The organism is Vibrio sp. V31_P5A7T61, assembly GCF_009904895.1.
Taxonomy (GTDB): domain Bacteria; phylum Pseudomonadota; class Gammaproteobacteria; order Enterobacterales; family Vibrionaceae; genus Vibrio; species Vibrio metschnikovii.
Genome location: NZ_WXWI01000057.1, coordinates 14,288 through 38,854 on the forward strand (window position 1 = coordinate 14,288; position 24,567 = coordinate 38,854).

22 protein-coding genes are annotated in these 24,567 nt (G+C 46.8%); 12 read left to right on the forward strand and 10 right to left on the reverse strand.

Going from position 1 to position 24,567, the window contains the following annotated elements; all coding sequences use genetic code 11:
- Window positions 1–70: 70 nt before the first annotated feature.
- Both cpxA and CAG58_RS12300 read right to left on the reverse strand, forming a co-directional pair.
- Entirely contained in the window at window positions 71–1,450 is a 1,380-nt protein-coding gene (gene cpxA, locus CAG58_RS12295; protein ID WP_154169950.1) for an envelope stress sensor histidine kinase CpxA, read from the reverse strand.
- Window positions 1,450–2,136 carry a response regulator gene (locus tag CAG58_RS12300; RefSeq protein WP_004394427.1) on the reverse strand — a complete coding sequence of 229 codons (687 nt, stop codon included), beginning with the start codon at window positions 2,134–2,136 and terminating at the stop codon, window positions 1,450–1,452. Before CAG58_RS12300 ends, cpxA begins: the two co-directional genes overlap by 1 nt.
- A gap of 230 nt (window positions 2,137–2,366) precedes the next feature.
- Here CAG58_RS12300 and CAG58_RS12305 point away from each other — a divergent pair, with 230 nt between their 5' ends.
- The 3 genes from CAG58_RS12305 (at window position 2,367) to pfkA (ending at window position 5,183) form a co-directional block, all read left to right on the forward strand.
- Window positions 2,367–2,888: a CpxP family protein gene (locus CAG58_RS12305; RefSeq protein WP_161425810.1), complete on the forward strand. Its 522-nt coding sequence runs from the start codon at window positions 2,367–2,369 to the stop codon at window positions 2,886–2,888.
- A 172-nt stretch (window positions 2,889–3,060) separates the two neighbouring features.
- Window positions 3,061–3,969: a CDF family cation-efflux transporter FieF gene (gene fieF, locus CAG58_RS12310; protein WP_154169952.1), complete on the forward strand. Its 909-nt coding sequence runs from the start codon at window positions 3,061–3,063 to the stop codon at window positions 3,967–3,969.
- Window positions 3,970–4,220: 251 nt separating this feature from the next.
- Window positions 4,221–5,183: a 6-phosphofructokinase gene (gene pfkA / locus CAG58_RS12315; RefSeq protein ID WP_004394430.1), complete on the forward strand. Its 963-nt coding sequence runs from the start codon at window positions 4,221–4,223 to the stop codon at window positions 5,181–5,183.
- 100 nt (window positions 5,184–5,283) lie between these two features.
- Here the strand turns inward: pfkA and glpX are convergent, their stop codons facing one another.
- A complete protein-coding gene (gene glpX / locus CAG58_RS12320; protein WP_161425809.1) occupies window positions 5,284–6,291 on the reverse strand; it encodes a class II fructose-bisphosphatase in 1,008 nt (335 codons plus the stop codon).
- Between the two features lie 286 nt (window positions 6,292–6,577).
- Between glpX and zapB the strand changes: the two genes are divergently transcribed.
- Window positions 6,578–6,820 (forward strand): cell division protein ZapB, encoded by a 243-nt coding sequence (gene zapB / locus CAG58_RS12325; protein WP_154169956.1) that lies wholly within the window; start codon window positions 6,578–6,580, stop codon window positions 6,818–6,820.
- A gap of 64 nt (window positions 6,821–6,884) precedes the next feature.
- Here zapB and metF read toward each other — a convergent pair whose 3' ends face one another.
- The 3 genes from metF to CAG58_RS12340 all read right to left on the reverse strand — a co-directional run bounded on the left by metF (window position 6,885) and on the right by CAG58_RS12340 (window position 11,605).
- Window positions 6,885–7,778: a methylenetetrahydrofolate reductase gene (gene metF, locus CAG58_RS12330; RefSeq protein WP_154169958.1), complete on the reverse strand. Its 894-nt coding sequence runs from the start codon at window positions 7,776–7,778 to the stop codon at window positions 6,885–6,887.
- A 258-nt stretch (window positions 7,779–8,036) separates the two neighbouring features.
- Window positions 8,037–10,439, reverse strand: a complete 2,403-nt coding sequence (locus CAG58_RS12335; RefSeq protein ID WP_161425808.1) for a bifunctional aspartate kinase/homoserine dehydrogenase II — start codon at window positions 10,437–10,439, stop codon at window positions 8,037–8,039.
- Window positions 10,439–11,605 carry an O-succinylhomoserine (thiol)-lyase gene (locus CAG58_RS12340; protein ID WP_161425807.1) on the reverse strand — a complete coding sequence of 389 codons (1,167 nt, stop codon included), beginning with the start codon at window positions 11,603–11,605 and terminating at the stop codon, window positions 10,439–10,441. Before CAG58_RS12340 ends, CAG58_RS12335 begins: the two co-directional genes overlap by 1 nt.
- Window positions 11,606–11,803: 198 nt before the next feature.
- Here CAG58_RS12340 and metJ point away from each other — a divergent pair, with 198 nt between their 5' ends.
- Window positions 11,804–12,121: a met regulon transcriptional regulator MetJ gene (gene metJ / locus CAG58_RS12345; protein ID WP_040903918.1), complete on the forward strand. Its 318-nt coding sequence runs from the start codon at window positions 11,804–11,806 to the stop codon at window positions 12,119–12,121.
- Between the two features lie 67 nt (window positions 12,122–12,188).
- On the opposite strand, the gene CAG58_RS12350 is transcribed toward metJ, so the two are convergent.
- Together CAG58_RS12350 and rpmE are read right to left on the reverse strand one after the other, a co-directional pair.
- The gene (locus CAG58_RS12350) at window positions 12,189–13,475 is read right to left on the reverse strand and encodes a malic enzyme-like NAD(P)-binding protein (RefSeq protein ID WP_004394440.1); all 1,287 of its coding nucleotides are present in this window, start codon (window positions 13,473–13,475) and stop codon (window positions 12,189–12,191) included.
- 223 nt (window positions 13,476–13,698) lie between these two features.
- Window positions 13,699–13,917, reverse strand: a complete 219-nt coding sequence (gene rpmE / locus CAG58_RS12355) for a 50S ribosomal protein L31 (RefSeq protein ID WP_004394441.1) — start codon at window positions 13,915–13,917, stop codon at window positions 13,699–13,701.
- 245 nt (window positions 13,918–14,162) lie between these two features.
- Here rpmE and priA point away from each other — a divergent pair, with 245 nt between their 5' ends.
- From priA to rraA, 7 genes are all read left to right on the forward strand, one after another.
- Complete coding sequence (gene priA, locus CAG58_RS12360; RefSeq protein WP_158144622.1) at window positions 14,163–16,364, forward strand: primosomal protein N'; 2,202 nt, start codon at window positions 14,163–14,165, stop codon at window positions 16,362–16,364.
- A gap of 312 nt (window positions 16,365–16,676) precedes the next feature.
- Window positions 16,677–17,678, forward strand: a complete 1,002-nt coding sequence (gene cytR, locus CAG58_RS12365; RefSeq protein WP_161425806.1) for a DNA-binding transcriptional regulator CytR — start codon at window positions 16,677–16,679, stop codon at window positions 17,676–17,678.
- Between the two features lie 120 nt (window positions 17,679–17,798).
- Window positions 17,799–18,341: an SPOR domain-containing protein gene (locus tag CAG58_RS12370; protein ID WP_161425805.1), complete on the forward strand. Its 543-nt coding sequence runs from the start codon at window positions 17,799–17,801 to the stop codon at window positions 18,339–18,341.
- A gap of 188 nt (window positions 18,342–18,529) precedes the next feature.
- The gene (hslV, locus tag CAG58_RS12375; protein ID WP_004394445.1) at window positions 18,530–19,084 is read left to right on the forward strand and encodes an ATP-dependent protease subunit HslV; all 555 of its coding nucleotides are present in this window, start codon (window positions 18,530–18,532) and stop codon (window positions 19,082–19,084) included.
- A gap of 38 nt (window positions 19,085–19,122) precedes the next feature.
- Window positions 19,123–20,454, forward strand: a complete 1,332-nt coding sequence (hslU, locus tag CAG58_RS12380; RefSeq protein WP_004394446.1) for an HslU--HslV peptidase ATPase subunit — start codon at window positions 19,123–19,125, stop codon at window positions 20,452–20,454.
- 86 nt (window positions 20,455–20,540) lie between these two features.
- On the forward strand, window positions 20,541–21,458 hold the full coding sequence (locus CAG58_RS12385) for a 1,4-dihydroxy-2-naphthoate polyprenyltransferase (RefSeq protein WP_161425804.1): 918 nt from the start codon (window positions 20,541–20,543) through the stop codon (window positions 21,456–21,458).
- A gap of 75 nt (window positions 21,459–21,533) precedes the next feature.
- Window positions 21,534–22,052 (forward strand): ribonuclease E activity regulator RraA, encoded by a 519-nt coding sequence (rraA, locus tag CAG58_RS12390; RefSeq protein WP_154169966.1) that lies wholly within the window; start codon window positions 21,534–21,536, stop codon window positions 22,050–22,052.
- A gap of 84 nt (window positions 22,053–22,136) precedes the next feature.
- On the opposite strand, the gene CAG58_RS12395 is transcribed toward rraA, so the two are convergent.
- Both CAG58_RS12395 and tpiA read right to left on the reverse strand, forming a co-directional pair.
- Window positions 22,137–23,480, reverse strand: a complete 1,344-nt coding sequence (locus tag CAG58_RS12395; protein WP_158144623.1) for an MATE family efflux transporter — start codon at window positions 23,478–23,480, stop codon at window positions 22,137–22,139.
- A 128-nt stretch (window positions 23,481–23,608) separates the two neighbouring features.
- Entirely contained in the window at window positions 23,609–24,382 is a 774-nt protein-coding gene (tpiA, locus tag CAG58_RS12400; protein WP_004394450.1) for a triose-phosphate isomerase, read from the reverse strand.
- Window positions 24,383–24,567 lie beyond the last annotated feature (185 nt).

Here is a 24,567-nt window from a genome sequence, read left to right on the forward strand (position 1 = left end):
AATAGAGCGCATCAGTATACTGCACCGAAGCTTAGATGTTTATCTTATCGAATGGGTTTACCGTCATCGCTCATTGATCCCGTTGAATCGGTAGGGTGATTTGCACTTTTAAGCCGCCAAGATCACTTCGGCTCGCGCTAACCTGACCACTATGCTGACGAATGGCACTTTCCGTGATTGCTAACCCGAGCCCCGTTCCTCCGCTGTCTCTGTCTCTTGCGGTTGATACTCGGTAAAATGGTCGAAATATTTCATTCAGCTCGCTGTCCGGAACGCCAGGTCCATCATCTTCAACGGTGATGATGATTTGTTGTGCCACACAACGAAAGCTAACTTGAATCCGATCCTGACTATAGTTAATTGCATTGCGGACGACATTTTCTAACGCACTCATCAATAATTGTGGATTACCAGAAATGTATTGATCAGGAATCGGGTCGAGGAGCAGTTGTTTTTGCATTTGCTCGGCCTCAAACTGTGCATCATCGAGCAACGCTTCCCATAAGCTAGACAATGGCTGTATTTCGCGACTTAAATGACTATTGGTCTGCATGCGAGACAGTTCAAGTAGCTCACCGATCATACGTTCTAAACGTTGGGCTTCGGTATCGATTCTTTCTAATTCTTTACTCTCTCCTTGCTTACGGCTGGCTAAGGCATTGGCCATTCTTAGACGAGTCAGCGGTGAGCGTAATTCATGGGAGATGTCTGATAATAAGCGCTGTTGGCCGGAGATCATCTGGTTAACCGCCTGTACCATGCGATTAAAACTACGTCCGGCTTGACGAAATTCTGTAGTGCCTTTTTCCAGTTCAGGGTCGACGATAAACTCGCCCCGAGCAACACGTTGAGCGGCGAGCGCGAGCCGCTGAGCGGGTTGACTCAATGCCCAAGCGAGCCATAGCAACAAAGGAGTGCTGACTAACATAACCGACAACAGTAGATGCAGCGGTTTATCAAATAATCTCAGTAGAAATGGTGGCGGCTGATCCCAACGCATGCCCATGAATAGTAATAGATCCTGATCAGCCAATCGAATTGAGACTGGGCCAGAAATCATATAACGACCATACAAACGTTGTTGCGGTTTATCAACCGACTCAATACTGGTGGTAAAGTTTTTTAATGCCTTTAATTGAAAATTTTCATGCCGTTTCGTGGTGAGGATATTGCCCTCTTGATCGGTAACAAAAAAACGCGGCCGCGAACTATGGTGACTGCCTGATTCTAGTTCGGTAATGATCCGCGAAAGGTTATTTTGTTGGATGAAACGTTTTTCCAAAAGTTGCTGATAGTCGAGCATTCTTTGCAAGCTTTCAGATGGAAGATCGCGTGATTTACGCGGATCGAGATGTGGTAAAGATAGCACCGCAATCACCACCAGTAGCATGGTTAGCCAGAAAATGGCAAAGATACGGCCATACAGGCTATTGAATTTAGGTAAGCGCATTACTCTTCCGCCACCATTAAGTAGCCACGGCCACGTAAGGTTTTAATTCGAGGCTTGCCATCGACCCGTTCGGGTAATTTTTTGCGTAAATTCGAGACATGCATATCAATGGCTCGATCGAAAGCGGCCAGTCGTTTACCTAATACATCGAGGCTGAGCATCTCTTTAGTGAGGGTTTCCCCTGGATTTTGGGCAAAATGGCCTAATAGAGCAAACTCGGTAGTGGTTAGGTCGAGGAGTTGCCCTTGGCAATAGGCCTCTTGTTTGCCTGGGTAAACTTGTATGTCTTGACACTCAATCACATCCGACGGTTTATGTACGGATTGATGCTGTGTGCGGCGTAAAATGGCTCGAATTCTGGCGAGTAATTCACGATCACTAAATGGTTTGGGAAGGTAATCATCGGCCCCTAATTCGAGACCAATTACGCGATCAATCTCTTCGCCTTTTGCGGTTAGCATCAGTACTGGGGTTGTCCAGTTTTCACGCAGTCTCTTCAAGGTTTCCATGCCATTGAGTTTAGGCATCATGACATCCAATAGAATCAGATCAATCTCATCGTTAAGCGCCGCCAACCCCGATTGACCGTCATTGGCTTCAGAGACATCAAATCCCTCATAACTGAGGACTTCTTTAAGTAGATTGGTGAGTTCGGTGTCATCGTCAATCAGAAGAATATGTGCCATTGGTGCCTCGTTACCGATATTACTTTCCTAGTCAATGAGGATAGTTTACTGCGAAATCGGTTTGGATAATGGGCTATTAGTGACTATTTACGATTCTTTACGCTCTCTACACGCCACTTTACTCGTCAACTTGTATTGTTTGATTAAGCGCTGCTTGTGCAGCTCTCCCATCGTAACAAGCTTGGAAGGCTAAAGCTTATCAACGATAACTATTGAGAGAGGAAATAATGATGAATATGACCAAGACAATGATTCTCGCTGCAGTCGCCTTACCTTTGGCTATCGGTAGTGCCAGTGTACTGGCTTATGGAAAGGGTAAGCACGCGGAGCATCAACAGCAACGATGTGGTTTACACGGTGAAAGAGGTATCGTCAGTCAACTGAACTTAACCACAGAGCAGCAGAGCCAGCTAAAAGCCTTGCGCGAAGAGCATCGCCAAGCCATGCAAGATCAGCGTGGTCGTGGCTCGCGTGATGAAATGAGTACCTTGCGTGAACAAGAGCGAGCGTTAGTGCTCTCTGCTGATTTTGATCGCGCCGCGGCTAACGAGCTGGCTAAACAGATGGTTGATAAACAGGTTGAACGCCGAATAAACATGCTCGAAAAACGTCATCAAATGATGAGTATTTTAACCGATGAGCAAAAGACCCAGCTACAAACTTTACAGCAAGAGTGTATGGAAAAGCATCATCGAGAGGGTGGTGAGCCACGTGGGCATAAACACGGAAGTAAAGACAAAGGCCGAGGATAACGAAAGTCAACAGCGGGTGTTACTTTACTGACTTGATGCAATTGAGATGCTGGTGTAGGGTGGTTAATTTCACTCCTTGTGTTACAAAATAACGAAGCAAGGGTAGGCCATTTTATCGCTCAGCACCACGCTATATCCTGTGCATGGGTCTATTACGTTATGGTTAAAAGTAATGAAACAAGAGTACGCTCGCTTAGTAACACTGGCTGCCTGGACCGCCACTATTGTCGCCAGTGGTCTATTAATCGTTAAAATAGCCGCATGGTGGGTGACCGGATCGGTCAGCCTACTTGCCTCAGTAGTGGATTCTTTACTCGACATTGCCGCCTCTGTGGTCAATTTAATTGTCATACGTTATGCCCTGCAACCTGCCGATCGAGAACATACCTTTGGTCATGGTAAGGCCGAATCTTTAGCGGCCTTAGCGCAAGCGATGTTTATCTCCGGTTCAGCCTGTTTCTTACTCCTCAATGGCGTTGAGCGTTTTTTCCGTCCTCACGAACTTCAATCGCCAGAATACGGGATTTATGTCAGCGTGTTTGCCTTATTGGTGACCTTTGCTTTAGTCTCGTTTCAGCGTTATGTGGTCAAAAAAACCAACAGCCAAGCAATTGCCGCCGATTCTTTGCATTACCAAACCGATTTATACATGAATGCGGCGATTATTTTGGCTCTGGGTTTGAGTTGGTTGGGTTTTAAACAAGCCGATGCGATTTTTGCTATTGGGATAGGCTTGTACATTTTATACAGTGCGATTGGCATGGCTTATCAGGCGGTGCAAACGCTGCTGGATAGAAAACTCCCTGATGACGAGCTGGCACAGATTCGGGCCGCCTGTTTGTCGGTCAATGGTGTGTTAGGGGTTCATCAATTGCGAACGCGCATGGCGGGGCCGGTAAGATTCATTCAATTGCATCTCGAATTAGATGATCATATTCCGCTGATTGAAGCCCATCGCATTTCTGATCAAGTTGAAGAAAAACTACGCCACCTATTTCCCGGTGCGGATGTGATTATTCACCAAGATCCTTACTCCGTAGTGTTTAATGTGGAACGTAAACAAAAATTATCGACGTGGTAAGGCAAAGTGCGCTCAACTTGACTATATTTCAGTCAGTTTAATTAAAAAACAGTATCCTGATATGAATCAACGAAGCGATAGGATAAAACTGTAATACTCTTACATAAGTAATAAAGTTACAAAAAAACGCTCAAATAACAGTAGTATTCCTTATAGGGCGAGGTAACATAACGCACAATATTGTTGCTTGTTTTGTCTGAATGAGCACAACTAAAAATGAGTTTTGAATTCTCAAAAAATCGAGGGTGAGCATGATTAAAAATATCGGTGTTTTGACAAGTGGTGGTGATGCGCCCGGCATGAACGCAGCGATTCGTGGCGTTGTTCGTACTGCATTAGGTGAAGGTTTAGGTGTCTATGGTATCTATGATGGTTATCTTGGACTCTATGAAGGGAACATTAAGCAACTGGATCGCTACAGCGTCTCTGATGTGATCAACAAAGGCGGTACCTTTTTAGGTTCAGCGCGTTTCCCTGAGTTTCGTAATGAAGAAGTGCGTTTAAAAGCGATTGAGAATTTAAAGCAGCACAATATTGATGCTTTAGTTGTGATCGGTGGTGATGGTTCTTACATGGGCGCGAAAAAGCTCACCGAAATGGGCTTCCCTTGCATTGGTTTACCAGGCACGATCGATAACGATATTGCGGGTACTGATTACACCATCGGTTATTTATCGGCGATTAATACCGTTATCGATGCGATCGACCGTTTGCGTGATACGTCTTCTTCACATCAGCGTATTTCCATTGTGGAAATCATGGGCCGTCACTGTGGTGATTTAACCCTGATGTCAGCGATTGCTGGTGGCTGTGAGTACATCATTACGCCGGAAACGGGTCTGGATATGCAGCAACTGATTTCTAATATCCAAGACGGGATCAAAAAAGGCAAAAAACACGCGATCATTGCGTTAACGGAACTGATGACCGACGCCAACCAGTTGGCAAAAGAAATTGAGAAATCAACCGGTCGTGAAACTCGTGCAACAGTACTGGGGCATATTCAACGTGGTGGTCGACCAACCGCATTTGACCGTATTTTAGCTTCACGCATGGGTAACTATGCGGTGCATATGTTGCTAGAAGGACATGGTGGTCGTTGCGTTGGTATCCAAAAAGAAGAACTGGTTCATCATGATATCATTGAAGCGATTGAAACCATGAAGCGTCCGGTGCGCCAAGATTTGTACAAAGTGGCTGAAGAGTTATTTTAAGAACGCGGGTTATTCAACCTGAGTGAAGAAAACAATCACCAATCAAAAAAGACCGCATTGCGGTCTTTTTTCTTCGTAACGTTGAATCGAGTACCATGCCTTAAAGGATCATCGGTAACACATCGCTATCTTTACGCTCTAAGTAATGGATGGATTTAATCCGTCGGATGGTTCGGCAGCGGCCACGGATCAACAGCGTTTCGGTCGTCGCGATATTACCTTGTCGGCTAATGCCTTCCAATAAATCGCCTTTGGTGATCCCCGTCGCCGAGAAAATGACATTATCACTGCGTGCCATATCATGGAGTGCCAGTACTTGGTTAGCTTGTACGCCCATTTGGGCACAGCGAGCCAACTCTTTGGCTCCCCAAATACGATTATCCTCACTATCGCCTTTGACTTGATGGCGCGCTAATAAGCGACCTTGCATATCGCCATCCAAGGCCCGAATCGCCGCCGCAGAAATCACCCCTTCAGGAGCACCCCCAATACAGTACATAGCATCCACTTCGCTATCTGGCATGCAAGTAAGAATCGATGCGGCCACATCGCCATCCGGCACCGCAAAGACCCGTACACCCAGTTGCTGCATCTCGCGTATCACGGCATCATGACGCGGCTTCGCCAGAGTCACTACCGTCAGTTGGTGTAACGCTTTATCCAGTGAGGTGGCGATGGCCTGTAAGTTATCGGCTAATGGCTTATTTAAATCGATGCAGCCTTTGGCTCCAGGACCGACGACGAGTTTTTCCATGTACATGTCCGGTGCTTTGAGAAAACTGCCTTTTTCTCCCGCTGCCAATACCGCCAATGCATTGGATTGACCCATCGCGGTCATTCGTGTCCCTTCAATGGGATCGACAGCGATATCGACATCGTCACCACCTAAGCCGACCTGTTCCCCGATATAGAGCATCGGAGCTTGATCGATCTCTCCTTCACCAATAACAATTTCGCCATTGATTTCTGTCTTATTCAATAAAATCCGCATTACTTCTACCGCTGCGCCGTCAGCCGCGTTTTTATCACCTCGGCCAAGCCATTGGTAACCTGCCAGTGCAGCACCTTCGGTTACCCGAGAAAAAGCCATTGCTAAATCGCGTTTCATGCTTACTCCAACCACAAATTAAAGAGGATAAAAAAGTTGCGCGAATTCTAGCACATTCATAAGTAAACGTTTGCTATTTAGCGTTGCAAGCCTTGTAGTGGATCAACACTTTGTCTTTTAAGGGCGCTTTAAGCGAGAGAAGTAAAGATAGCGTCAATTGCGTTGTTTTTTTGACCGAATAGCGAACAAGATCGAATATAGTAAGTGTTTCTCTGCGCATGGCTGAGTAGAATGGTTAAATAGAGTGAATTGAATTCATATCACGGAATAAACAAGGGTAAGTCACATGTCTTTTGAAGTACTAGAACAACTCGAAGCAAAAATTCAAACTGCGGTTGATACCATCGCCTTACTGCAAATGGAAGTGGAAGAGCTGAAAGAAGAGAAACAACAGCTCATGCAAGAAGCGGATGAATTAAAAGCCAGCCGTGCAGAGCTTGAGCAAAAAGCCCAAGAAATGGAACAAGAGCATGCAGCATGGCAAACACGTATCCGTAGCCTGCTAGGTAAGATGGAAGAGGTTGAGTAATCTCTACCTACGCTGATTGCTAATAACGCCGAACTTTGTTCGGCGTTATTGTTATATACGTTGGTTAAGCCACTGCAATCGGGCGTACACCAAGGGTATGACAAAGCGCGTAGGTCATTTCGGCGCGGTTCAAGGTGTAGAAGTGAAAATCTTTTACCCCCTCGCGGCTCAGGACTCTAATCATATCAATAGCCTGACTCGCCCCAACTAATTGTCGAGTGACCGGATCATCATCTAATCCTGCAAACTGCTTGGCCATCCACTGCGGCACTTTAACGTGGTTTTGCGCGGCAAAGCGTGCGGCTTGTTTAAAGTTTGAAACGGGTAAAATACCGGGAATGATTTCGGCATCGATTCCGGCGGCAACGCAGCGATCTCGAAAGCGTAGATAGCTCTCAATATCAAAAAAGAACTGAGTGATGGCTCGGTTGGCTCCCGCTTCGACTTTACGTTTTAAATTGAGCAGATCGGCTTGGGCACTTTTCGCTTCTGGATGCACTTCGGGAAACGCGGCCACGGAAATATCAAAATCGTGGCGAGATTTGAGTAGAGCAACTAAGTCAGCGGCGTACATCTCCGGCTTGCCACCACCCGGTGGAATATCACCACGTAGGGCGACAATACTTTCAATGCCGTTGTGCCAGTAGTCATCGGCGATAGTGATTAATTCTTCGCGGCTGGCATCAATACAGGTCAGATGCGGTGCCGCGATCAATCCGGTTTGATCTTTGATGGCTTTAATGATCGAATGGGTTCTATCACGCTCACCAGAGTTTGCTCCGTAGGTCACGGAAACGAATTTGGGTTTGAGTTCTTTTAAGCGATGCACCGAGCTCCACAAGGTTTCTTCCATTTGCGGTGTACTCGGTGGAAAAAACTCAAACGAGACATTGATATCTGAAACTTCAGCGATGCTTTGATTTAAAGCGTCGATATGACTGGCGTGCGTGTATCCCATTTTTCTCTCCCTGTGCTAACGACCACAACGCAAACACAACATTCTTTACGTATAGACGTCCATATGTCTGCAGAATGTAATGAATCGATTTTAATGTCAACATTACTAGTATGAAGGTTTTTCATGTTGATGCTGAGTAAAATTCACAGATTTAACTGAAGAGAAATTGAGCGAGGCCGAAGCGTCTCTCCCTGTTGGAAAGGAGAGACGTGTTGAATGAGGAGCAGGCAAGCAGAGGTAAGGTGTGTTAATGCTCGCTCATAACAGGCTGGCGAGTCGGTTCAGATCCGATTGAATGGCGCCAGCGGTAACTTCACGTCCAGCACCTGGACCGCGAATGACCAGAGGGTTATCTCGGTACCATTTGCTTTCAATGGCAAAAATATTATCGCAAGGGCGCAAGTTAGCCAGTGGGTGGTCGAGTTCTACGGCCTCTACGCCAACCGAGGCTTGGCCATTTTTCTCTAAGCGAGCGACATAACGGATCACCTTATGTTCTTTTTGGGCGCGAGCTAAGCGCTCAGCAAGACTTTGATTGAGCAGATGGCTTTGATCAAGAAAATCATCCAAAGATAAGTGACGCAGTGCCTCTGGCACCAAAGACTCGACCTTGACGTGTTGAGGTTCAATGTTCAGACCAGATTCCCTTGCCAGAATAACCAGTTTACGCATCACATCGGAACCATCGAGATCATGGCGTGGATCCGGTTCCGTCAGTCCTTGTTGCCAAGCTAACTCAACCAGTTCGCTAAATGGCGTCGAGCCGTCGTATTGTTGAAATAGCCACGACAGTGTACCCGAGAAAATTCCTGATAAAGCGGTGATATCATCGCCACTTTCACGCAGATCACGCACAGTATGATTAATGGGTAGGCCCGCTCCAACCGTAGCATTGTATAACCAATGACGGCCAATTTTACTGAAAGCGTGTTTGACTTGATGATAGTACTCACCCTCTGCCGATCCGGCGACTTTATTGGCACTGATCAAATGCAAACCATGCTGCGCCATCGCTAAATATTGCTGCGCTAAATGTTCGCTGGCCGTTACGTCTAAGACAATGGCCTCATCATAGTTACGCAGTTCACCGAGCTGTTGCAGCCAGCGACCATCATTGGGTTGTGCTTCATCTTGATATCGAGCCGCAACTTGGCTTGGATTGATGCCAGCCTCATCAAACCAAAAGGTTTGGCTATCGATAATCGCGACTAATGAAAATTGCATGCCGTAGCGTTTTTCTAATTCGGTTTGCTGCTCTGCAAACAGCTTTAACCAACTGCTACCAATGTTACCTTTACCACAGAGCGCTAAGGCCACGCGTTTTTGGGCTTGAAACAGCTGCTTATGTAAGCCAATCACCCTTTCGGTTAACGTATTTTGTCTTAACACTGCCACTAAGCTGAGCTCGGATTCCGCTGTGCAGATAAACTCAACTGGGCAGGTTTTCAGTTGCTGGTAAAAACCGTGATTGTGCTGCGCGTTACGTGTTACACCTGCACCTACTGCGGCTAATAGTGAATAACCTTCTTTGAGTTTACTCTCTGTGGCGAGTGCCGAGTCCTGTAGATAACTGAATACATCACTGGCCATCTCTCGGGTATAGGCAAGACGAAGTTGATGCTGATCGGCTTGCACTTCAAAGGCCAATGGCTCCAGTTGGGCCCGTTTGAGGTGTGCTAATACCGTGTGCTGTAGGCGTTGGAAATCTTGTCCGGCGGCTAACGTCAATTCAATCAGCAGCACATCCTCCAAAGAGGTGATGATTTTTGCTCCTCGCCCAGAGGCGAGAATACGCTCAATGCGTGTCGATCCCGATTCTGGCTGGTGACTGGAGCGTAAATGCAGTTCCATGGTGCTGTGTACGACCGGCTGTAAAGTGCGGCTATGCAGCACGGGAGCAGCCAATCGAGCCAGTTCATTGGCTTCATCTAAGCGCAGCAGTGGCAATAAACAAGCGTCATCCACCACTCTTGGATCCGCACTATATACACCCGCGACATCACTCCAAATGGTGACTCGTTCAACGTCCGCTAAAGCGCCAATCATGGTTGCAGAATAATCGGAGCCATTACGCCCAAGCAGAACGGTTTCCATTGCGCTATTTTGTGCAATGAAGCCAGTAATGATGACGCGCTGCTGCGGGTGCTGAGCAAGAATCTCTTTGAGTAAAGGCGCGGAACGAGTGCGATCAACCTCAGGTTGTGGCCCAGTTTCGGCACGTAAGAAAGCACGTGCGTCTTGTGCAATCGCGGGTAATTGTTGCTGATTGAGTAGTGCTGCCAATAAGCGCGCTGACCATACCTCACCATGCGCCAGCACCGCGGATTGTTGGGCATAGTTCAGTGGCGGGGTGAGTGCGGCCAGTTGAGAGCACTCCTGATTGAGCTGACTCATAAGATGGTCGGCGATATCGCCGTTCAGTAATTCCTCAATCAGTTGAGTTTGATACTGACGGATAGCTTGCAGTTGTTGATGTGCCGTTAGACTATCTTTTTCAAGGTGACTGACAAAATCAATCAATTGATTGGTGGTTTTGCCAGCGGCAGAGACCACCACCAGATCGTGCTGCTGCGAATACTGCTGTAAAATATCCACCACATTTCGGTAGCAATCACCATCGGCTAGGCTACTACCGCCAAATTTATGTAACTGCTGCTTCATTAATTTTTTTCCTGTGCTTGATGAAAGGCTTGTTCAAGGTCAGCAATCAGATCGCAAGCCGCTTCCAATCCGACAGAGAGGCGCAGCAGTTGTTGGCCGACACCAGCTTCGGCAAGGGCAATCTCCCCCATAGCTCGATGAGTCATTGAGGCGGGATGGCAAATTAAGCTTTCGACGCCACCTAACGATTCCGCTAGCGAAAACAGACCTAATGCACCGACAAAGTGTTTGAGTTGTTCAAAGGTGCCTGCAAATTCAAAACTGAGCATGGCACCAAAGCCACTTTGTTGCTGTTTCGCAATCTCATGGCCGGGATGGCTGACCAAGCTAGGGTGATAAATTTGCCCAACCAGAGGTTGAGTTTGTAGGTAAGCGAGTACTTGTTGTGCGCTCTCTTCGTGAACGCGCATCCGGGCTGATAAGGTTCGTAAGCCACGCAAGGTCATATAACTATCAAACGGTGTGCCGGTTGAACCAAGGCAATTTCCCCACCACGCTAATAGTTCGCCATGCTCGGCTATGCGGCTGATGATGACGCCACCAATCACATCAGAATGCCCATTGAGGTACTTGGTGGTGGAGTGAATGACAAAATCCGCCCCTAAGGAGATAGGTTGCTGATAAATAGGAGTTAAAAACGTATTGTCTACGGCGACTAACGTATTGGCTGCTTTGGCTTGTTGGCAGAGCTGCTGAATATCGACCACTCGTACTAAAGGGTTAGAAGGGGTTTCGATCAGCAGCAGTTTGGGCTTGAGCGTTAACGCCTTACTCACCGCAGTCGGATCCGATTGATCAATAAACAAGACTTTGAAATCACCTTTTTTCGCTCGTGAGTTGAGCAGTCGATAGGTACCGCCATAACAGTCATGAGGAGCGACAATCCACTCTTGAGGAGACAAAAAGGTCGAAATCCACAGATTGATAGCCGAGGTTCCACAGTTGGTGACAATCGCCGCTTGCCCCCCTTCGAGATCCGCTAGGGTTTGCTCTAGTAAGCTACGGTTTGGGTTACCAGAGCGGGTATAATCATAGGTAGGCACTTCACCGAAGGCAGGAAAGCCAAAGTTAGTCGATAGATAGATCGGTGGTACCACCGCATGATATTGGCTGTCCGATTCTATTCCTGTGCGAACCGCAATGGTGGCGGGTTGGCGAGTGGTCATAGTGGCTTCCTTTCTGAATCTACAATAAATGGGCTAACGGCAGAGGGGATCTCATCGTCAATAGAGTCACACTTTACTGATCAAAAAAGAAGACGTCAACACATCTAGATGTCTATATGTCTTTGCTTATGGCAGTAAATCCCGCTAAAATTAGGGACTTTGATTAGTAGACTCAAATTCACACAACGAAGGTGCGCAATGGCAGACTGGAATGGCGATTATATTAGCCCCTACGCGGAGCATGGTAAAAAGAGTGAGCAGGTAAAAAAAATCACGGTATCCATTCCGTTGAAGGTACTCAAAGTGCTTACTGATGAAAGAACTCGCCGACAAATCAACAATTTACGTCACGCTACCAACAGTGAATTATTGTGTGAAGCTTTTCTGCATGCGTATACCGGTCAACCTTTACCGACCGATGAGGATTTACGTAAAGACAGGCCGGATGATATTCCAAGTGAAGCTAAAGCCTTGATGACCGCAATGGGTATTGAGTTTGAAGCGTACGATGACTGAATAATGCCCATAAAAAAACCTAGCTACGCTAGGTTTTTTTAGATCAAGGGTCGCTATAAGGTCATCATTAACGACTATTTTCTGCCATATAATTTTCTGGCATGTCGATACGGGCAACACCTGACTCGACGGCGGCTTGAGCGACCGCTTTGGCGACTCGTGGTAGTAAGCGTGGGTCCATTGGTTTTGGAATAATATAATCAGTACCATAGCTAAGCTTTTCAACCCCAGCCGCTTTGAGTACTTCACTTGGGATCGGCTCTTTGGCTAATTGACGAATTGCATCGACAGCGGCAAGTTTCATTGCATCATTAATTTCGCTGGCGCGAACGTCCAATGCACCACGGAAAATAAATGGGAAACACAGCACATTATTCACTTGGTTAGGGTAATCGCTGCGCCCAGTACCGAGGATTAAATCGTTTCTCACCTGATGAGCCAATTCAGGTTTAATTTCCGGATCGGGGTTGGAGCAAGCAAAAACAACGGGTTTATCGGCCATTAATGCCAGGGCTTCTGGTGGTAATAAATTCGGGCCAGAAACCCCAAGGAATAAATCGGCACCGGCAATCACATCTTCCAAAGTGCGCTTATCGGTATTGTTGGCAAACAATTGCTTGTATTCGTTTAAATCGTCACGGCGGGTATGAATGACGCCTTGGCGATCCAGCATGTAAATTTTTTCACGCATCGCCCCGCATTTAATCAACAGTTCCATACAAGCGACCGCTGCGGCGCCCGCACCCAGACAAACAATAATACATTCATTGAGTTGTTTGCCTTGCAGCTCAATCGCGTTGAGCATTCCTGCGGCCGTTACAATCGCGGTGCCGTGTTGATCATCATGGAAGACAGGGATATCACAGCGCTCGATGAGGCGGCGTTCAATTTCAAAGCAATCTGGCGCTTTAATATCTTCTAAATTGATCCCGCCAAAGGTGTCGGCGATGTTGGCAACGGTATCGACAAACTCATCGATAGTGCGATGTTTGACTTCGATGTCGATCGAATCAAGACCAGCAAAGCGTTTAAAGAGTAGCGCTTTACCTTCCATTACCGGCTTTGATGCCATCGGACCAAGATTACCTAAACCAAGAATTGCGGTGCCATTCGAAATGACGGCAACCGTATTGCCTTTGGCGGTGTACTTGTACACGTTATCAGGTTGTTGGGCGATTTCACGTACCGGTTCTGCCACGCCTGGGCTATAGGCAAGCGCAAGGTCACTGGCTGAATCGGCCGGCTTGGTTAAGGCAATGCCAATTTTACCTGGAGTCGGTAGTGCATGGTAATCAAGAGCGCGTTGGCGAAATGCTTCTTGTGGCGAGAGGTCTTGGCGATGATCATCAGACATAGGGGGAGCTTCTCTTATAATGTTATCAACGAAACTATGATTCTAAAGGATGTCGATTGAGCTGCCTAGGTGGGATTGCGATCACAAACCATCAAATCGGTAAGATGAAGACTGATAAGACCAGATGAGCGTCAAATAAGACAAAGCAGAGAGCAATAACATGAACACATAAAAAAAGAACGCCGGAGCGTTCTCTTTTAATAATCTTCGCGTGAAGTAAGGATTACTTCTTGCTGGATAGAGCACCGAAACGCTTGTTGAAGCGATCAACGCGGCCACCAGTGTCAACGATACGTTGCTTACCAGTGTAGAATGGGTGGCATTTGTCACATACGTCAAGGTAGATGCTTTCTTTAGCAAGCGTTGACTTAAATGTGAAAGCATTGCCGCAAGAGCAAGTTGCGCTGACTTCTTTGTATTCTGGGTGGATACCAGCTTTCATGGGATAACCTCAAATGTAGGCCGCGTCGCTATCCGGATCAATGCCGGACACCACACGTAATGTTAATGATAATATGCAGATGCTAAACCGATTTGCCAAGCATCTTTAAGGCGCGATATATTAATGAATCCACGCCATGGGATCAACTGCTTTCGGCGCTATTTTCACCACTTTTGTTGGTCGAATTTCTGGTTGTCATCCAGTAGACTGTGTTTTCTGCTCCTTTTTATTGCTAACGGATGGTTATGCGCCCCACTATTGCTCGTGTTGCTTTACCGGTTCCTCTTGATAAATCCTTCGATTATTTGATTGCTGACGGTGTGTGTCCTGTGGTTGGCGGACGGGTTTCGGTTCCGTTTGGTCGCCAAACCTTAGTGGGGATTGTCATTGCTCTCGTGTCTGAATCCGATTTTCCTTTGCATCAATTGAAATCGCTGCATGCGGTATTAGATACACAGCCGTTATGGCCAGAAACACTCTATGGGTTATTGCAGTGGTGCAGTCAATATTACCATTACCCTCTGGGAGAAACCCTAGCTAACGCGATGCCAAGTGCGTTGCGTAAAGGCAAAGCGGCGCAATTTGCGGTGACTAAGGAGTGGCGACTGACTGAGCAAGGGCGCAATCAACTACTCCAAGGCTTTGGTCGTGCCATCAAGCAGGCCAAGGTTATGCAGTTATTGCAAGCGGGGCCCGTTTCTCATCAGACCATGTTGGATGAAGCGGTATCAAGTAGCACGCTAAATACTCTGCTTGATAAGCAATGGATAGAAGTGCTTGAGCAAGCTCCGCAGATCGTACCTTGGCCTTCTGATGTTGAAGCTCGGGTTGATAAACCGAAATTAAACCCAGAGCAGGCGATTGCGATTGCGACGGTGAACAGTCAGCCGGGCTTTGGGTGCTACTTGTTGCAAGGCGTCACGGGGTCAGGTAAGACCGAAGTGTACTTAAATTTGATCAAGCCTGTTTTGGAACAAGGCAAACAAGCCTTGGTGTTAGTGCCAGAAATTGGCTTGACGCCACAAACGATTCAACGTTTTCGTCAACGTTTTACCGTGCCCGTGGTCGTGATTCACTCGGGATTAAATGACACGGAGCGTCTTAATGCTTGGTTAGCAGCACGGGATAAAGCGGCGGGGATTATTATTGGTACTCGTTCGGCCTTATTGACCCCTTTTGCTGATCTCGGGATTATTATTGTTGATGAAGAACATGATACATCTTATAAGCAGCAAGATAGCTTGCGTTATCACGCGCGCGATGTTGCGGTCATGCGAGCCAATCTTGAGCAAGTGGCGATTGTCCTCGGCTCGGCAACTCCGGCTTTAGAAACGCTGCATAATGCGTTGAGTGGAAAATATTATCATCTGCAACTGACTGAGCGAGCGGGGCACGCCGTGCCCACGAAAAATCGAGTGCTGGATATTAAAGGTGAGTATTTAGAGAGCGGACTCTCTGCGCCGTTGATAGCCGAAATGCGTCGTCATTTACAGCAAGGCAATCAAGTCTTGTTGTTTCTTAATCGACGTGGTTTTTCTCCCGCCTTGATGTGCCATGAATGTGGTTGGATTGCCGATTGTCAGCGCTGTGATGCTTATTACACCTATCATCAACACAGTAACGAGGTCCGTTGTCATCATTGTGGCTCGCAACGTCCGGTGATTCAGCACTGTCAAAGTTGTGGCTCACATCAATTAGTGACCGTTGGCGTTGGGACTGAGCAACTTGAGCAGCAGCTTGCTCAGTTATTTTCTGATTATCGCACCATTCGTATTGATCGAGACAGCACTAGGCGTAAAGGCAGTTTAGAAGCTGCGTTGACCGCCATCCACAATAATCAGTATCAAATTTTGATTGGTACGCAAATGTTGGCCAAAGGGCACCATTTTCCCAATGTAACCTTAGTCGCGCTGTTGGATGTGGATGGTTCTTTGTACAGCAGTGATTTTCGTGCCCCAGAGCGCTTGGCACAGTTATTCATTCAAGTTGCTGGCCGCGCGGGAAGGGCAAGTAAGCCAGGGGAAGTGGTTTTGCAAACTCATCATCCTGAGCACAGCTTATTACAAGCGCTACTGCATAAGGGATACGATCATTTTGCTCGAACCGCTCTGGCTGAGCGGCACGTCGCTCAACTTCCGCCCTACACCTATTTAACGCTGTTTCGCGCTGAAGCGAATCAGTCATCGGTGGTAGAAACCTTCTTAAGGCAAGTTCGGCAAACCTTACAAGTTCATCCGTTGTTTGATCAAGCCTGCGTGGTACTTGGGCCAACGCCTGCACCACTGGCTAAGCGAGCGGGTAAGCACCGTTGGCAACTGTTACTACAAACCCCTTCACGTAGCACGATGCAGGCGATATTAACCAGTTCAAAAACGGCTATTCAGTTGTTGCCTTTAGCCAATAAAGTGCGTTGGTCTTTGGATATTGAGCCGCAAGATTTGAGTTAAATCTCTCCCCTCACTCGCTTGATGCTTATTGAAAGTAGGGCTGACTGAGCGCTGTTTTTTAGGGGTTCTAAATAGCAGTGAGTTTTATTTGCGCAACTAAAATCACTTGCTGTGATCGATGTCATATTTGTAATGCAAAAAATGTTACTTAAGCCGTAACTTTCTCTATGGAAAGAAATAAACTAGGGGCACTATACGTTCAGTGAATCGTTTTCGTCGACCATGTTATGACTTTACGACGAAGGGAGTCGTTTTACCGACAACGTTTATTCGGCTTAGGTATTGAGAGAAAATAGAGAGGGTTAAGAATTTATGGCGACAATGAAGGACGTTGCCCAGTTGGCAGGTGTCTCTACCGCGACGGTATCTCGTGCGTTGATGAATCCTGAGAAAGTATCCACCACCACTCGTAAACGAGTGGAAGAAGCGGTACTTGAAGCTGGCTACTCCCCCAACTCTTTAGCGCGAAATCTGCGCCGTAATGAATCAAAAACCATTGTGGTGATCGTGCCCGATATTTGTGACCCTTATTACACCGAGATCATTCGTGGTATCGAAGATGTGGCGATGGAGCATGGGTATTTGGTGCTGCTGGGTGACAGTGGTCAACAAAAGAAGCGTGAAAGCTCGTTTGTGAACTTAGTCTTCACCAAGCAAGCCGACGGTATGTTATTGCTTGGTGCTGATCTGCCGTTTGATGTCAGTAAAGCGGAACAGAAAAATCTGCCACCGATGGTGATGGCCTGTGAATATGCCCCAGAGTTAGAACTGCCGACGGTACATATTGATAACCTTACCTCAGCATTTGAGGCGGTGAACTACCTCACTCAGATGGGACATAAAAAAATTGCTCAAATCAGCGGGCCAGTAGGTGCTGTGTTGTGTGAATTTCGTCAGCAAGGTTACCAGCAAGCACTGCGTAGAGCTGGATTGATGAAAAACCCAACCTATACCGTTGTTGGTGACTTCTCTTTTGAATCCGGTGCTAAAGCGGTACGGCAGTTATTAGCACTATCTGAGCCACCAAGTGCGATTTTTTGTCATAATGACGCGATGGCGATTGGGGCAATGCAAGAGGCGAAACGCTTAGGTTTACGAGTTCCGCAAGATTTATCCGTTGTGGGGTTTGATGATATTCAGTTTTCTCAGTATTGCGATCCACCGTTAACGACGATTTGCCAGCCACGCTATGAAATTGGCCGACAAACGATGTTGATGATGCTTGAATTACTGCGAGGTCGAGATGTTCAGGCCGGATCACGGTTGTTAGAAACTCATCTGGTAGTGAGATCCAGCGCCGCGCCGCCAAGGTAAATATTGCCCTGACTGAGCGGGTTTGCAGAAGATAACCAGCGTTGCTTACATATTGACGCTGTTATCCGACGGCAAACTCCTTTACCATGGAGCTACAATTGTCAGCGTTTGAATTGAATCGTGGCTAATAAAGATTATGTAAGAAGGGGTCGTAGTCCAAAGAAGCCGACCGCAAAAACAACAACGCGCCGAAAACCTTGGCGCAGTGGATTGATCGCGTTAATCCTCCTCAGTGGCTTTGCTTATGGATTGTATTGGCTCAACCAGAAACCTGAGCCGCCCGCACCACCAGTCAAAACCGTTTCTCCGGTTAAACCTGCGACGCCACCTGCGCGAGTGATCCCGCCACCACCGACGGAAAAGTGGGACTATGTGCAGAGTCTGCCTCAGCGTGAAATTGAAGTCACCGCTAAAGAGCAGCAACTGTCGGAGATCCCGTACATCATGCAGTGTGGGGCATTTAAAACCTTGCAACAAGCGGAAGCGCGTAAGGTCGAGATTGCTTTTCAAGGGCTGAAGAGCAACATCCGCAAAACTGAAAATAGCAGTTGGTTTCGAGTGGTGTTAGGACCATATCCATTAAAACGAGATGCTGAGCGAGATCGCCACCGTTTACAACGCGCTAAAATTGAGCCTTGTGCGATATGGAAAGAATCACAATAAACAGAATTTAGGCGATTCAACCTTTCAAGATGGCTAACGAGTCACTTTCTCTCGCTCTTCTTCGTAAGAGGAGAGAAAACGGCCGCGTTGGCCTTTTTTCTGCATTCCGTTTCTCCTTACCTTGAAATCGTTTTTCCGCATCCTCATATACCTTAAACACCCTAGTGAAATAATAAAGAGGTCCTCACGTGACTACCATTGTATCTGTACGTCGTGATAATAAAGTTGTGATTGCCGGAGACGGCCAAGTCTCGCTTGGCAATACCGTAATGAAGGGTAATGCGCGCAAGGTTCGTCGTTTATACAACAATAAAGTTCTGGCCGGATTCGCTGGTGGTACCGCAGATGCCTTCACGCTATTCGAGCGTTTTGAAAGTAAGTTGCAAATGCACCAAGGTCATTTGACCAAAGCAGCGGTTGAGCTTGCTAAAGATTGGCGTAGTGATCGTGCTTTGCGTCGTTTGGAAGCGATTTTAGCGGTTGCTGATGAAACCACATCGTTGATCATTACTGGTAATGGCGATGTGGTGCAGCCAGAACACGATCTGATTGCGATTGGTTCTGGTGGTAATTATGCTCAAGCCGCAGCACTCGCGTTGTTGGAAAACACTCAATTAGACGCGCGTGAAATTGCTGAAAAAGCGTTAAATATTGCTGGCAATATTTGTGTATTTACCAACCACCATCACACCATTGAAGAACTAGAAATACCAGCCGCATTATTGCCTGAAAAGAACGCATAATCTGGTGTGAACTCTGTACTGAATGTAAGGAATTGATGATGTCTGAAATGACGCCTCGTGAAATTGTTCACGAACTAAACCGCCATATTATCGGTCAAGAGAAAGCCAAACGTGCTGTAGCGATTGCATTACGTAACCGCTGGCGCCGTATGCAACTTGAAGAAAGTTTACGGGTCGAAGTGACACCGAAAAACATTCTGATGATCGGCCCAACAGGGGTGGGTAAAACAGAAATTGCTCGCCGCTTAGCTAAGCTAGCCAATGCACCGTTTATCAAAGTAGAAGCGACGAAATTTACCGAAGTGGGTTATGTTGGTAAAGAAGTCGAAAGTATTATCCGTGATTTGACCGATGTGGCGGTTAAATTAACCCATCAACAGGCGATGGAAAAGGTTAAGTTTCGTGCTGAAGAATTGGCCGAAGAAAGGGTACTTGACGCCCTTTTGCCTCCTGCGCGCGATGCGTGGGGAGAGTCAGAAAAAACCGAGCAGTCATCGACCACTCGCCAAGTGTTTCGTAAAAAACTTCGTGAAGGCCAGTTAGACGATAAAGAGATTGAAATTAACGTTGCCGTACCGCAAATGGGCGTTGAGATTATGGCTCCTCCAGGTATGGAAGAGATGACCAATCAGCTGCAAGGGTTGTTTCAAAATCTCGCAGGTGATACCAAGAAAAAGCGTAAACTGAAAATCAAAGAAGCTTTAAAAGCCTTGGTTGAAGAAGAGGCCGCTAAACTGGTTAATCAAGAAGAGTTGAAAGAGCAAGCCATCTACAACGTTGAAAATAACGGCATCGTGTTTATCGATGAAATTGATAAAATTTGTAAGCGTGGTGAAAGCTCTGGTCCGGATGTGTCTCGTGAAGGGGTACAGCGTGATTTATTACCACTGATTGAAGGAAGTACCGTTTCAACTAAGCACGGTATGGTAAGAACCGATCATATTTTGTTTATCGCTTCGGGTGCCTTCCAAGTGGCTAAACCTTCGGATTTAATTCCAGAGCTGCAAGGTCGTTTACCGATTCGTGTTGAGTTAGAAGCGTTATCGAGTCATGATTTCAAACGTATTCTTACCGAACCGAAAGCGTCTTTAACTGAGCAATATATCGCGTTGATGAAGACCGAACAGGTCGATATCAGCTTTACTGAAGATGGCATTAAACAAATTGCCGAAGCCGCGTGGCAAGTCAATGAAAGCACAGAAAATATTGGTGCACGACGTTTGCATACCGTGATGGAGCGTTTGATGGATGAGATCTCTTATGAAGCGACAGAGCGTCCGGGTAGTCAAATGGTGATTGATGGTGACTACGTGCATGACCGCCTTAGTGAATTGGTGGAAGACGAGGATCTTAGCCGCTTTATCTTATAAATTACTAGCCCACCGCACTGGTGGGCTTTTTTATCGCCCTCGTTTGCGCGTATACTCAGCGCACTGTTTTGTCATTGCTATTTATTATGAATAACTCTTTACGTATTTGGGTCGATGCGGCGCGGCCGAAAACTCTTCCTCTCGCTTTGGTCTCTATTCTTACGGGGAGTATACTGGCGTTTTCTGTCGGTTCGTGGTCTTGGCCAGTCACCGGTTTAGCGTTACTGACCGCAACTTTATTGCAAATTCTTTCCAATTTAGCCAATGACTACGGTGATGCGCTGAAAGGGACGGATAACGAACAGCGTCTTGGACCGATGCGGGCGATTCAATCAGGTGCGGTTTCATTAGCCGATATGAAACAAGCGATGATCATTAACGTGCTATTAACGATCGTCTCTGGATTAGCCTTGGTTTTTTATGCGTTAGACAGTGCCCAAAGTATTGCTGCCTTTTTGGCGCTGGGCGTAGTCGCCATTCTCGCTGCGATTGCCTATACCGTTGGCAATAAACCCTATGGCTATGTGGGGTTGGGGGATTTATCCGTCTTCATCTTTTTCGGTTTACTTGGTGTATCTGGCAGTTATTTTTTACATACAGGCCAGATCGAATGGCGGTTGTTATTGCCCTCTGTTGGTTGTGGGTTATTAGCGGTATCGGTGCTCAATATTAATAATATGCGAGATATTGAAAACGATGCCTTATGTGGTAAACGTACGGTAGTGGTACGTTTAGGGCAGCAGCGTGCCAAGGTGTATCATCTGTTGTTATTAGCCGGGGCCCTATGTGCCTTTGCCAGTTACTTATTGATTCAAGACCGCTCAGCTTGGCTTAGTGCTCCTTTTTTGTTCAGCCTGATGGTATTGATTAATCATGGGCAAGCGGTGTATCGAACTTCGCAACCGGTACAGATTGCGCCTTTGTTACCCAATGCAGTTAAATGCGCTTTAGTTACCAATGTATTGTTTATTTCGGTCGTCATCGCTCAAACAATCCTACGTTAATTTGCGTTCTGTCATTGCATTGACTTACTGACACTATATACTCGTGGGATAATGGTTCGTTAAGAGAGTAAAGCTATGGAATACAACACCTCTGCGCTGTGCGATATCTATCTCGAGCAAGTCGATGTACTAGAACCGATGTTCAGTAACTTTGGAGGCCGAGCATCCTTTGCTGGTCAAGTGACGACCATTAAATGTTTTGAAGATAATGGGTTGATTCGCGAAACTCTTGAACAAGACGGTGTCGGCCGAGTGCTGTTGATCGATGGTGGTGGTTCGTTACGTCGAGCGCTGATTGATGCCGAGCTCGCTGCGATTGCTGAAGAAAACGAGTGGGAAGGCATTGTCGTTTATGGCTGCGTTCGAGAAGTCGATGAACTGGAAGAGATGAGCGTGGGTATTCAAGCGCTGGCTTCTATTCCTGTTGGTGCGGTGTCACTGGGTATCGGTGAAATTGATGTTGCGGTGAACTTTGGTGGGGTAACCTTCCTACCTGAAGATTATCTCTACGCCGATAACACAGGGGTGATTTTATCACCTGAGCCGTTAAACGTCGATTTAGACGTTGAAGACGACGAGCTCGAAGAGATCTAACTTTCGCGCGCCGATTGGATAATCTGAAGCAGAACCGAAGTCAAAAGCTTCGGTTTTTTGTTGCCATAAAACTTGTCTTGGTATCTAGTTTGTTATCGACAGTATTCGTTGACGTAGCCGTAACGCATATAGGTAGCCAAGCAAACCGCCCATAATATTGCCTAAAGCGATGCCGATAAACAATCCGATCACACCATACCAATACGCCCCAAGCCAAGCCGCAGGTAAAGTAAAGATGAAAAGACGCATTACGCTCCATTGAAATGCTTTTAGCGGTTGATGAAGGGCGTTCAACGCCGAAACCAACATCATCACGATACCTTGAAAGCCATAACTGATAGGGACAATCAGTAAGTAGTACCACAGTAAGTCACGCACGCTTTGCTCTTGTGAAAACAATGCCGCTAGCGGAATGCTCAATGGCACCATCATGATAAAAATCAAGAACTGAAAAACCACGGCAAAACGCAGGCCAACAAATAACCCTTCAAAGCTGCGCTGTGGATTATCGGCCCCTAAGTTTTGTGCCATGAATGGCGTTAAGGCAGAAGTGAGCGACATTAATACCAAGATTAAAATCGATTCAATACGCTGTGCGGCACCATAAGCCGCGACGGCTGCGGTGCCATGTTGGGAAAGCATGATCATTAACACGGCACCACATAATGGATTCATCGCACTCGATAGCGCCGCTGGGGTGCCAATGGTTAAAATTTGTCGCCAGTCACGATTAAGCATTTTCAAATTAGCTCGAGCAAGCAGCTTGTCACGTCGAGCTAAAATATACAGTGAGCCGATTAGCGCGCCGAGCCAAGAGCAGGCGCTGGCAATCGCTGCTCCTTGTATGCCTAATTCTGGAAAGGGGCCATAGCCAAAAATCAATAATGGATCGAGTACGCCATTGATGACTCCCGCCAATAACATGATTTTGGCGGGAGTTTTAGTGTCTCCGGTAGCGCGAATGGCGCTATTGCCCGCCATGGGGATCACCAGTAAAGGAATGGTCAGATACCAAATTTGCATATACTGGTTAATCAGGGGGAGCAGTTCAGCTTGTGCGCCGAGTAAACGAAATAGTGGGTCGATAGTAAGAACACCGATGAAGGAGGCGCACAGTACCAGGACCACGGCCAATAACAAACCATGACTAGTCAGGCGCGCCGCTTGCTTGGTTTCTCCTTGACCTAATAAACGGCCAATACAGGTAGAGAGTCCAACGCCAATCCCCATGGTGATACAGTTGACGGCGAAGGTGACCGGAAAGGTGTAGCTGATGGCGGCTAGCGCTTGAGTACCGAGCAACGAAATAAAAAAGGTATCGACTAAGTTAAACAGTAAGATAGCGATCATCCCTACCGTCATTGGCAGCGTCATTTGGCGCAGTACTTGGGGGATAGGGGCGGACAACAAGCCGTGTTTATCGTGCATGGTGAATCAGCGAATAGAAAGTGCAAGAGGGGCTAGGATACTCTATATCAGGATCGGGTACTAGCGATGAACTTGGCGATAAAAATAAGGCCAGCATGGCTGGCCTTGAGATAACTTATTGATAATGATTAAGCATTTTTCATTTTAGCGGCTGCTTTCGCGATTGCAGCAAAGCTCTTCGCATCCAGTGCAGCACCGCCAACTAAAGCGCCATCAATGTCTGGTTGTGAGAAGTAAGCTTCTGCATTTTCTGCTTTCACTGAGCCACCGTATTGAATGATCACCTGCTCGGCAACGGCAGGGCTTTTCGCGGCGATGTGAGCACGAATAGAAGCATGGATACGCTGTGCGTCATCCGCTGTTGCTGCTTTACCAGTACCGATTGCCCAGATGGGTTCATAAGCGATGATCGCATCGTTTAGTGCTTCTACGCCGTAAGCATTGATCACGGCATCAATTTGGCGCGCACAAACCGCTTCGGTTTCGCCGGCTTCATTTTGTGCTTCTGATTCACCGATACAGAACACTGGTGTTAGACCGTTCTCTTTTAAGAATGCAAATTTCTTAGCGACAAATTCGTCAGATTCATGATGGTATTGACGACGCTCAGAGTGACCAATGATGATGTGAGTGGCGCCGAAGTCTTTTAACATCGCTGGAGACATATCACCGGTAAAAGCACCGCTGTTATTTAGGTCAGTATTTTGTGCACCAAGAATGATTTTGTTGCCACCTTGTTTGATTAAACGCTCAGCAAGATCGAGGTATAGCGCTGGTGGAGCGACAGCCACATCAACACCGTTTACACCTTCTAGCTCAGCATTCAGGCCATTCAGTAGCTCAGTCACCATAGTTTTGCTACCGTTAAGTTTCCAGTTACCCATCACAACAGGACGACGCATAGGAATATCTCCAATTTAATTGATAAAAAAAGAACGACTGGCAAAGAATATAACAGATAAAAGCGCATAGATCATGATTAGGGTCATGACTTTCTTGGATCCTCTTTTCTGTCTTGCCCATAGTGCGTTAAGCTGACGAGAGTGATATTAAGGGGAATCATTTTTGCTATCGTGGCAAATGAATC

What these genes read in the sequence shown, in the direction of transcription:
- priA (WP_158144622.1), top strand. Translation starts at nt 14,163, where the DNA reads ATGCGCCCCACTATTGCTCGTGTTGCTTTACCGGTTCCTCTTGATAAA.
- CAG58_RS12305 (WP_161425810.1), top strand. Translation starts at nt 2,367, where the DNA reads ATGAATATGACCAAGACAATGATTCTCGCTGCAGTCGCCTTACCTTTG.
- CAG58_RS12350 (WP_004394440.1), bottom strand. Translation starts at nt 13,475, where the DNA reads ATGTCTGATGATCATCGCCAAGACCTCTCGCCACAAGAAGCATTTCGC.
- CAG58_RS12395 (WP_158144623.1), bottom strand. Translation starts at nt 23,480, where the DNA reads ATGCACGATAAACACGGCTTGTTGTCCGCCCCTATCCCCCAAGTACTG.
- CAG58_RS12335 (WP_161425808.1), bottom strand. Translation starts at nt 10,439, where the DNA reads ATGAAGCAGCAGTTACATAAATTTGGCGGTAGTAGCCTAGCCGATGGT.
- CAG58_RS12385 (WP_161425804.1), top strand. Translation starts at nt 20,541, where the DNA reads ATGAATAACTCTTTACGTATTTGGGTCGATGCGGCGCGGCCGAAAACT.
- fieF (WP_154169952.1), top strand. Translation starts at nt 3,061, where the DNA reads ATGAAACAAGAGTACGCTCGCTTAGTAACACTGGCTGCCTGGACCGCC.
- rpmE (WP_004394441.1), bottom strand. Translation starts at nt 13,917, where the DNA reads ATGAAAGCTGGTATCCACCCAGAATACAAAGAAGTCAGCGCAACTTGC.
- cpxA (WP_154169950.1), bottom strand. Translation starts at nt 1,450, where the DNA reads ATGCGCTTACCTAAATTCAATAGCCTGTATGGCCGTATCTTTGCCATT.
- zapB (WP_154169956.1), top strand. Translation starts at nt 6,578, where the DNA reads ATGTCTTTTGAAGTACTAGAACAACTCGAAGCAAAAATTCAAACTGCG.
- CAG58_RS12300 (WP_004394427.1), bottom strand. Translation starts at nt 2,136, where the DNA reads ATGGCACATATTCTTCTGATTGACGATGACACCGAACTCACCAATCTA.
- metF (WP_154169958.1), bottom strand. Translation starts at nt 7,778, where the DNA reads ATGGGATACACGCACGCCAGTCATATCGACGCTTTAAATCAAAGCATC.
- cytR (WP_161425806.1), top strand. Translation starts at nt 16,677, where the DNA reads ATGGCGACAATGAAGGACGTTGCCCAGTTGGCAGGTGTCTCTACCGCG.
- glpX (WP_161425809.1), bottom strand. Translation starts at nt 6,291, where the DNA reads ATGAAACGCGATTTAGCAATGGCTTTTTCTCGGGTAACCGAAGGTGCT.
- metJ (WP_040903918.1), top strand. Translation starts at nt 11,804, where the DNA reads ATGGCAGACTGGAATGGCGATTATATTAGCCCCTACGCGGAGCATGGT.
- CAG58_RS12340 (WP_161425807.1), bottom strand. Translation starts at nt 11,605, where the DNA reads ATGACCACTCGCCAACCCGCCACCATTGCGGTTCGCACAGGAATAGAA.
- tpiA (WP_004394450.1), bottom strand. Translation starts at nt 24,382, where the DNA reads ATGCGTCGTCCTGTTGTGATGGGTAACTGGAAACTTAACGGTAGCAAA.
- rraA (WP_154169966.1), top strand. Translation starts at nt 21,534, where the DNA reads ATGGAATACAACACCTCTGCGCTGTGCGATATCTATCTCGAGCAAGTC.
- hslU (WP_004394446.1), top strand. Translation starts at nt 19,123, where the DNA reads ATGTCTGAAATGACGCCTCGTGAAATTGTTCACGAACTAAACCGCCAT.
- pfkA (WP_004394430.1), top strand. Translation starts at nt 4,221, where the DNA reads ATGATTAAAAATATCGGTGTTTTGACAAGTGGTGGTGATGCGCCCGGC.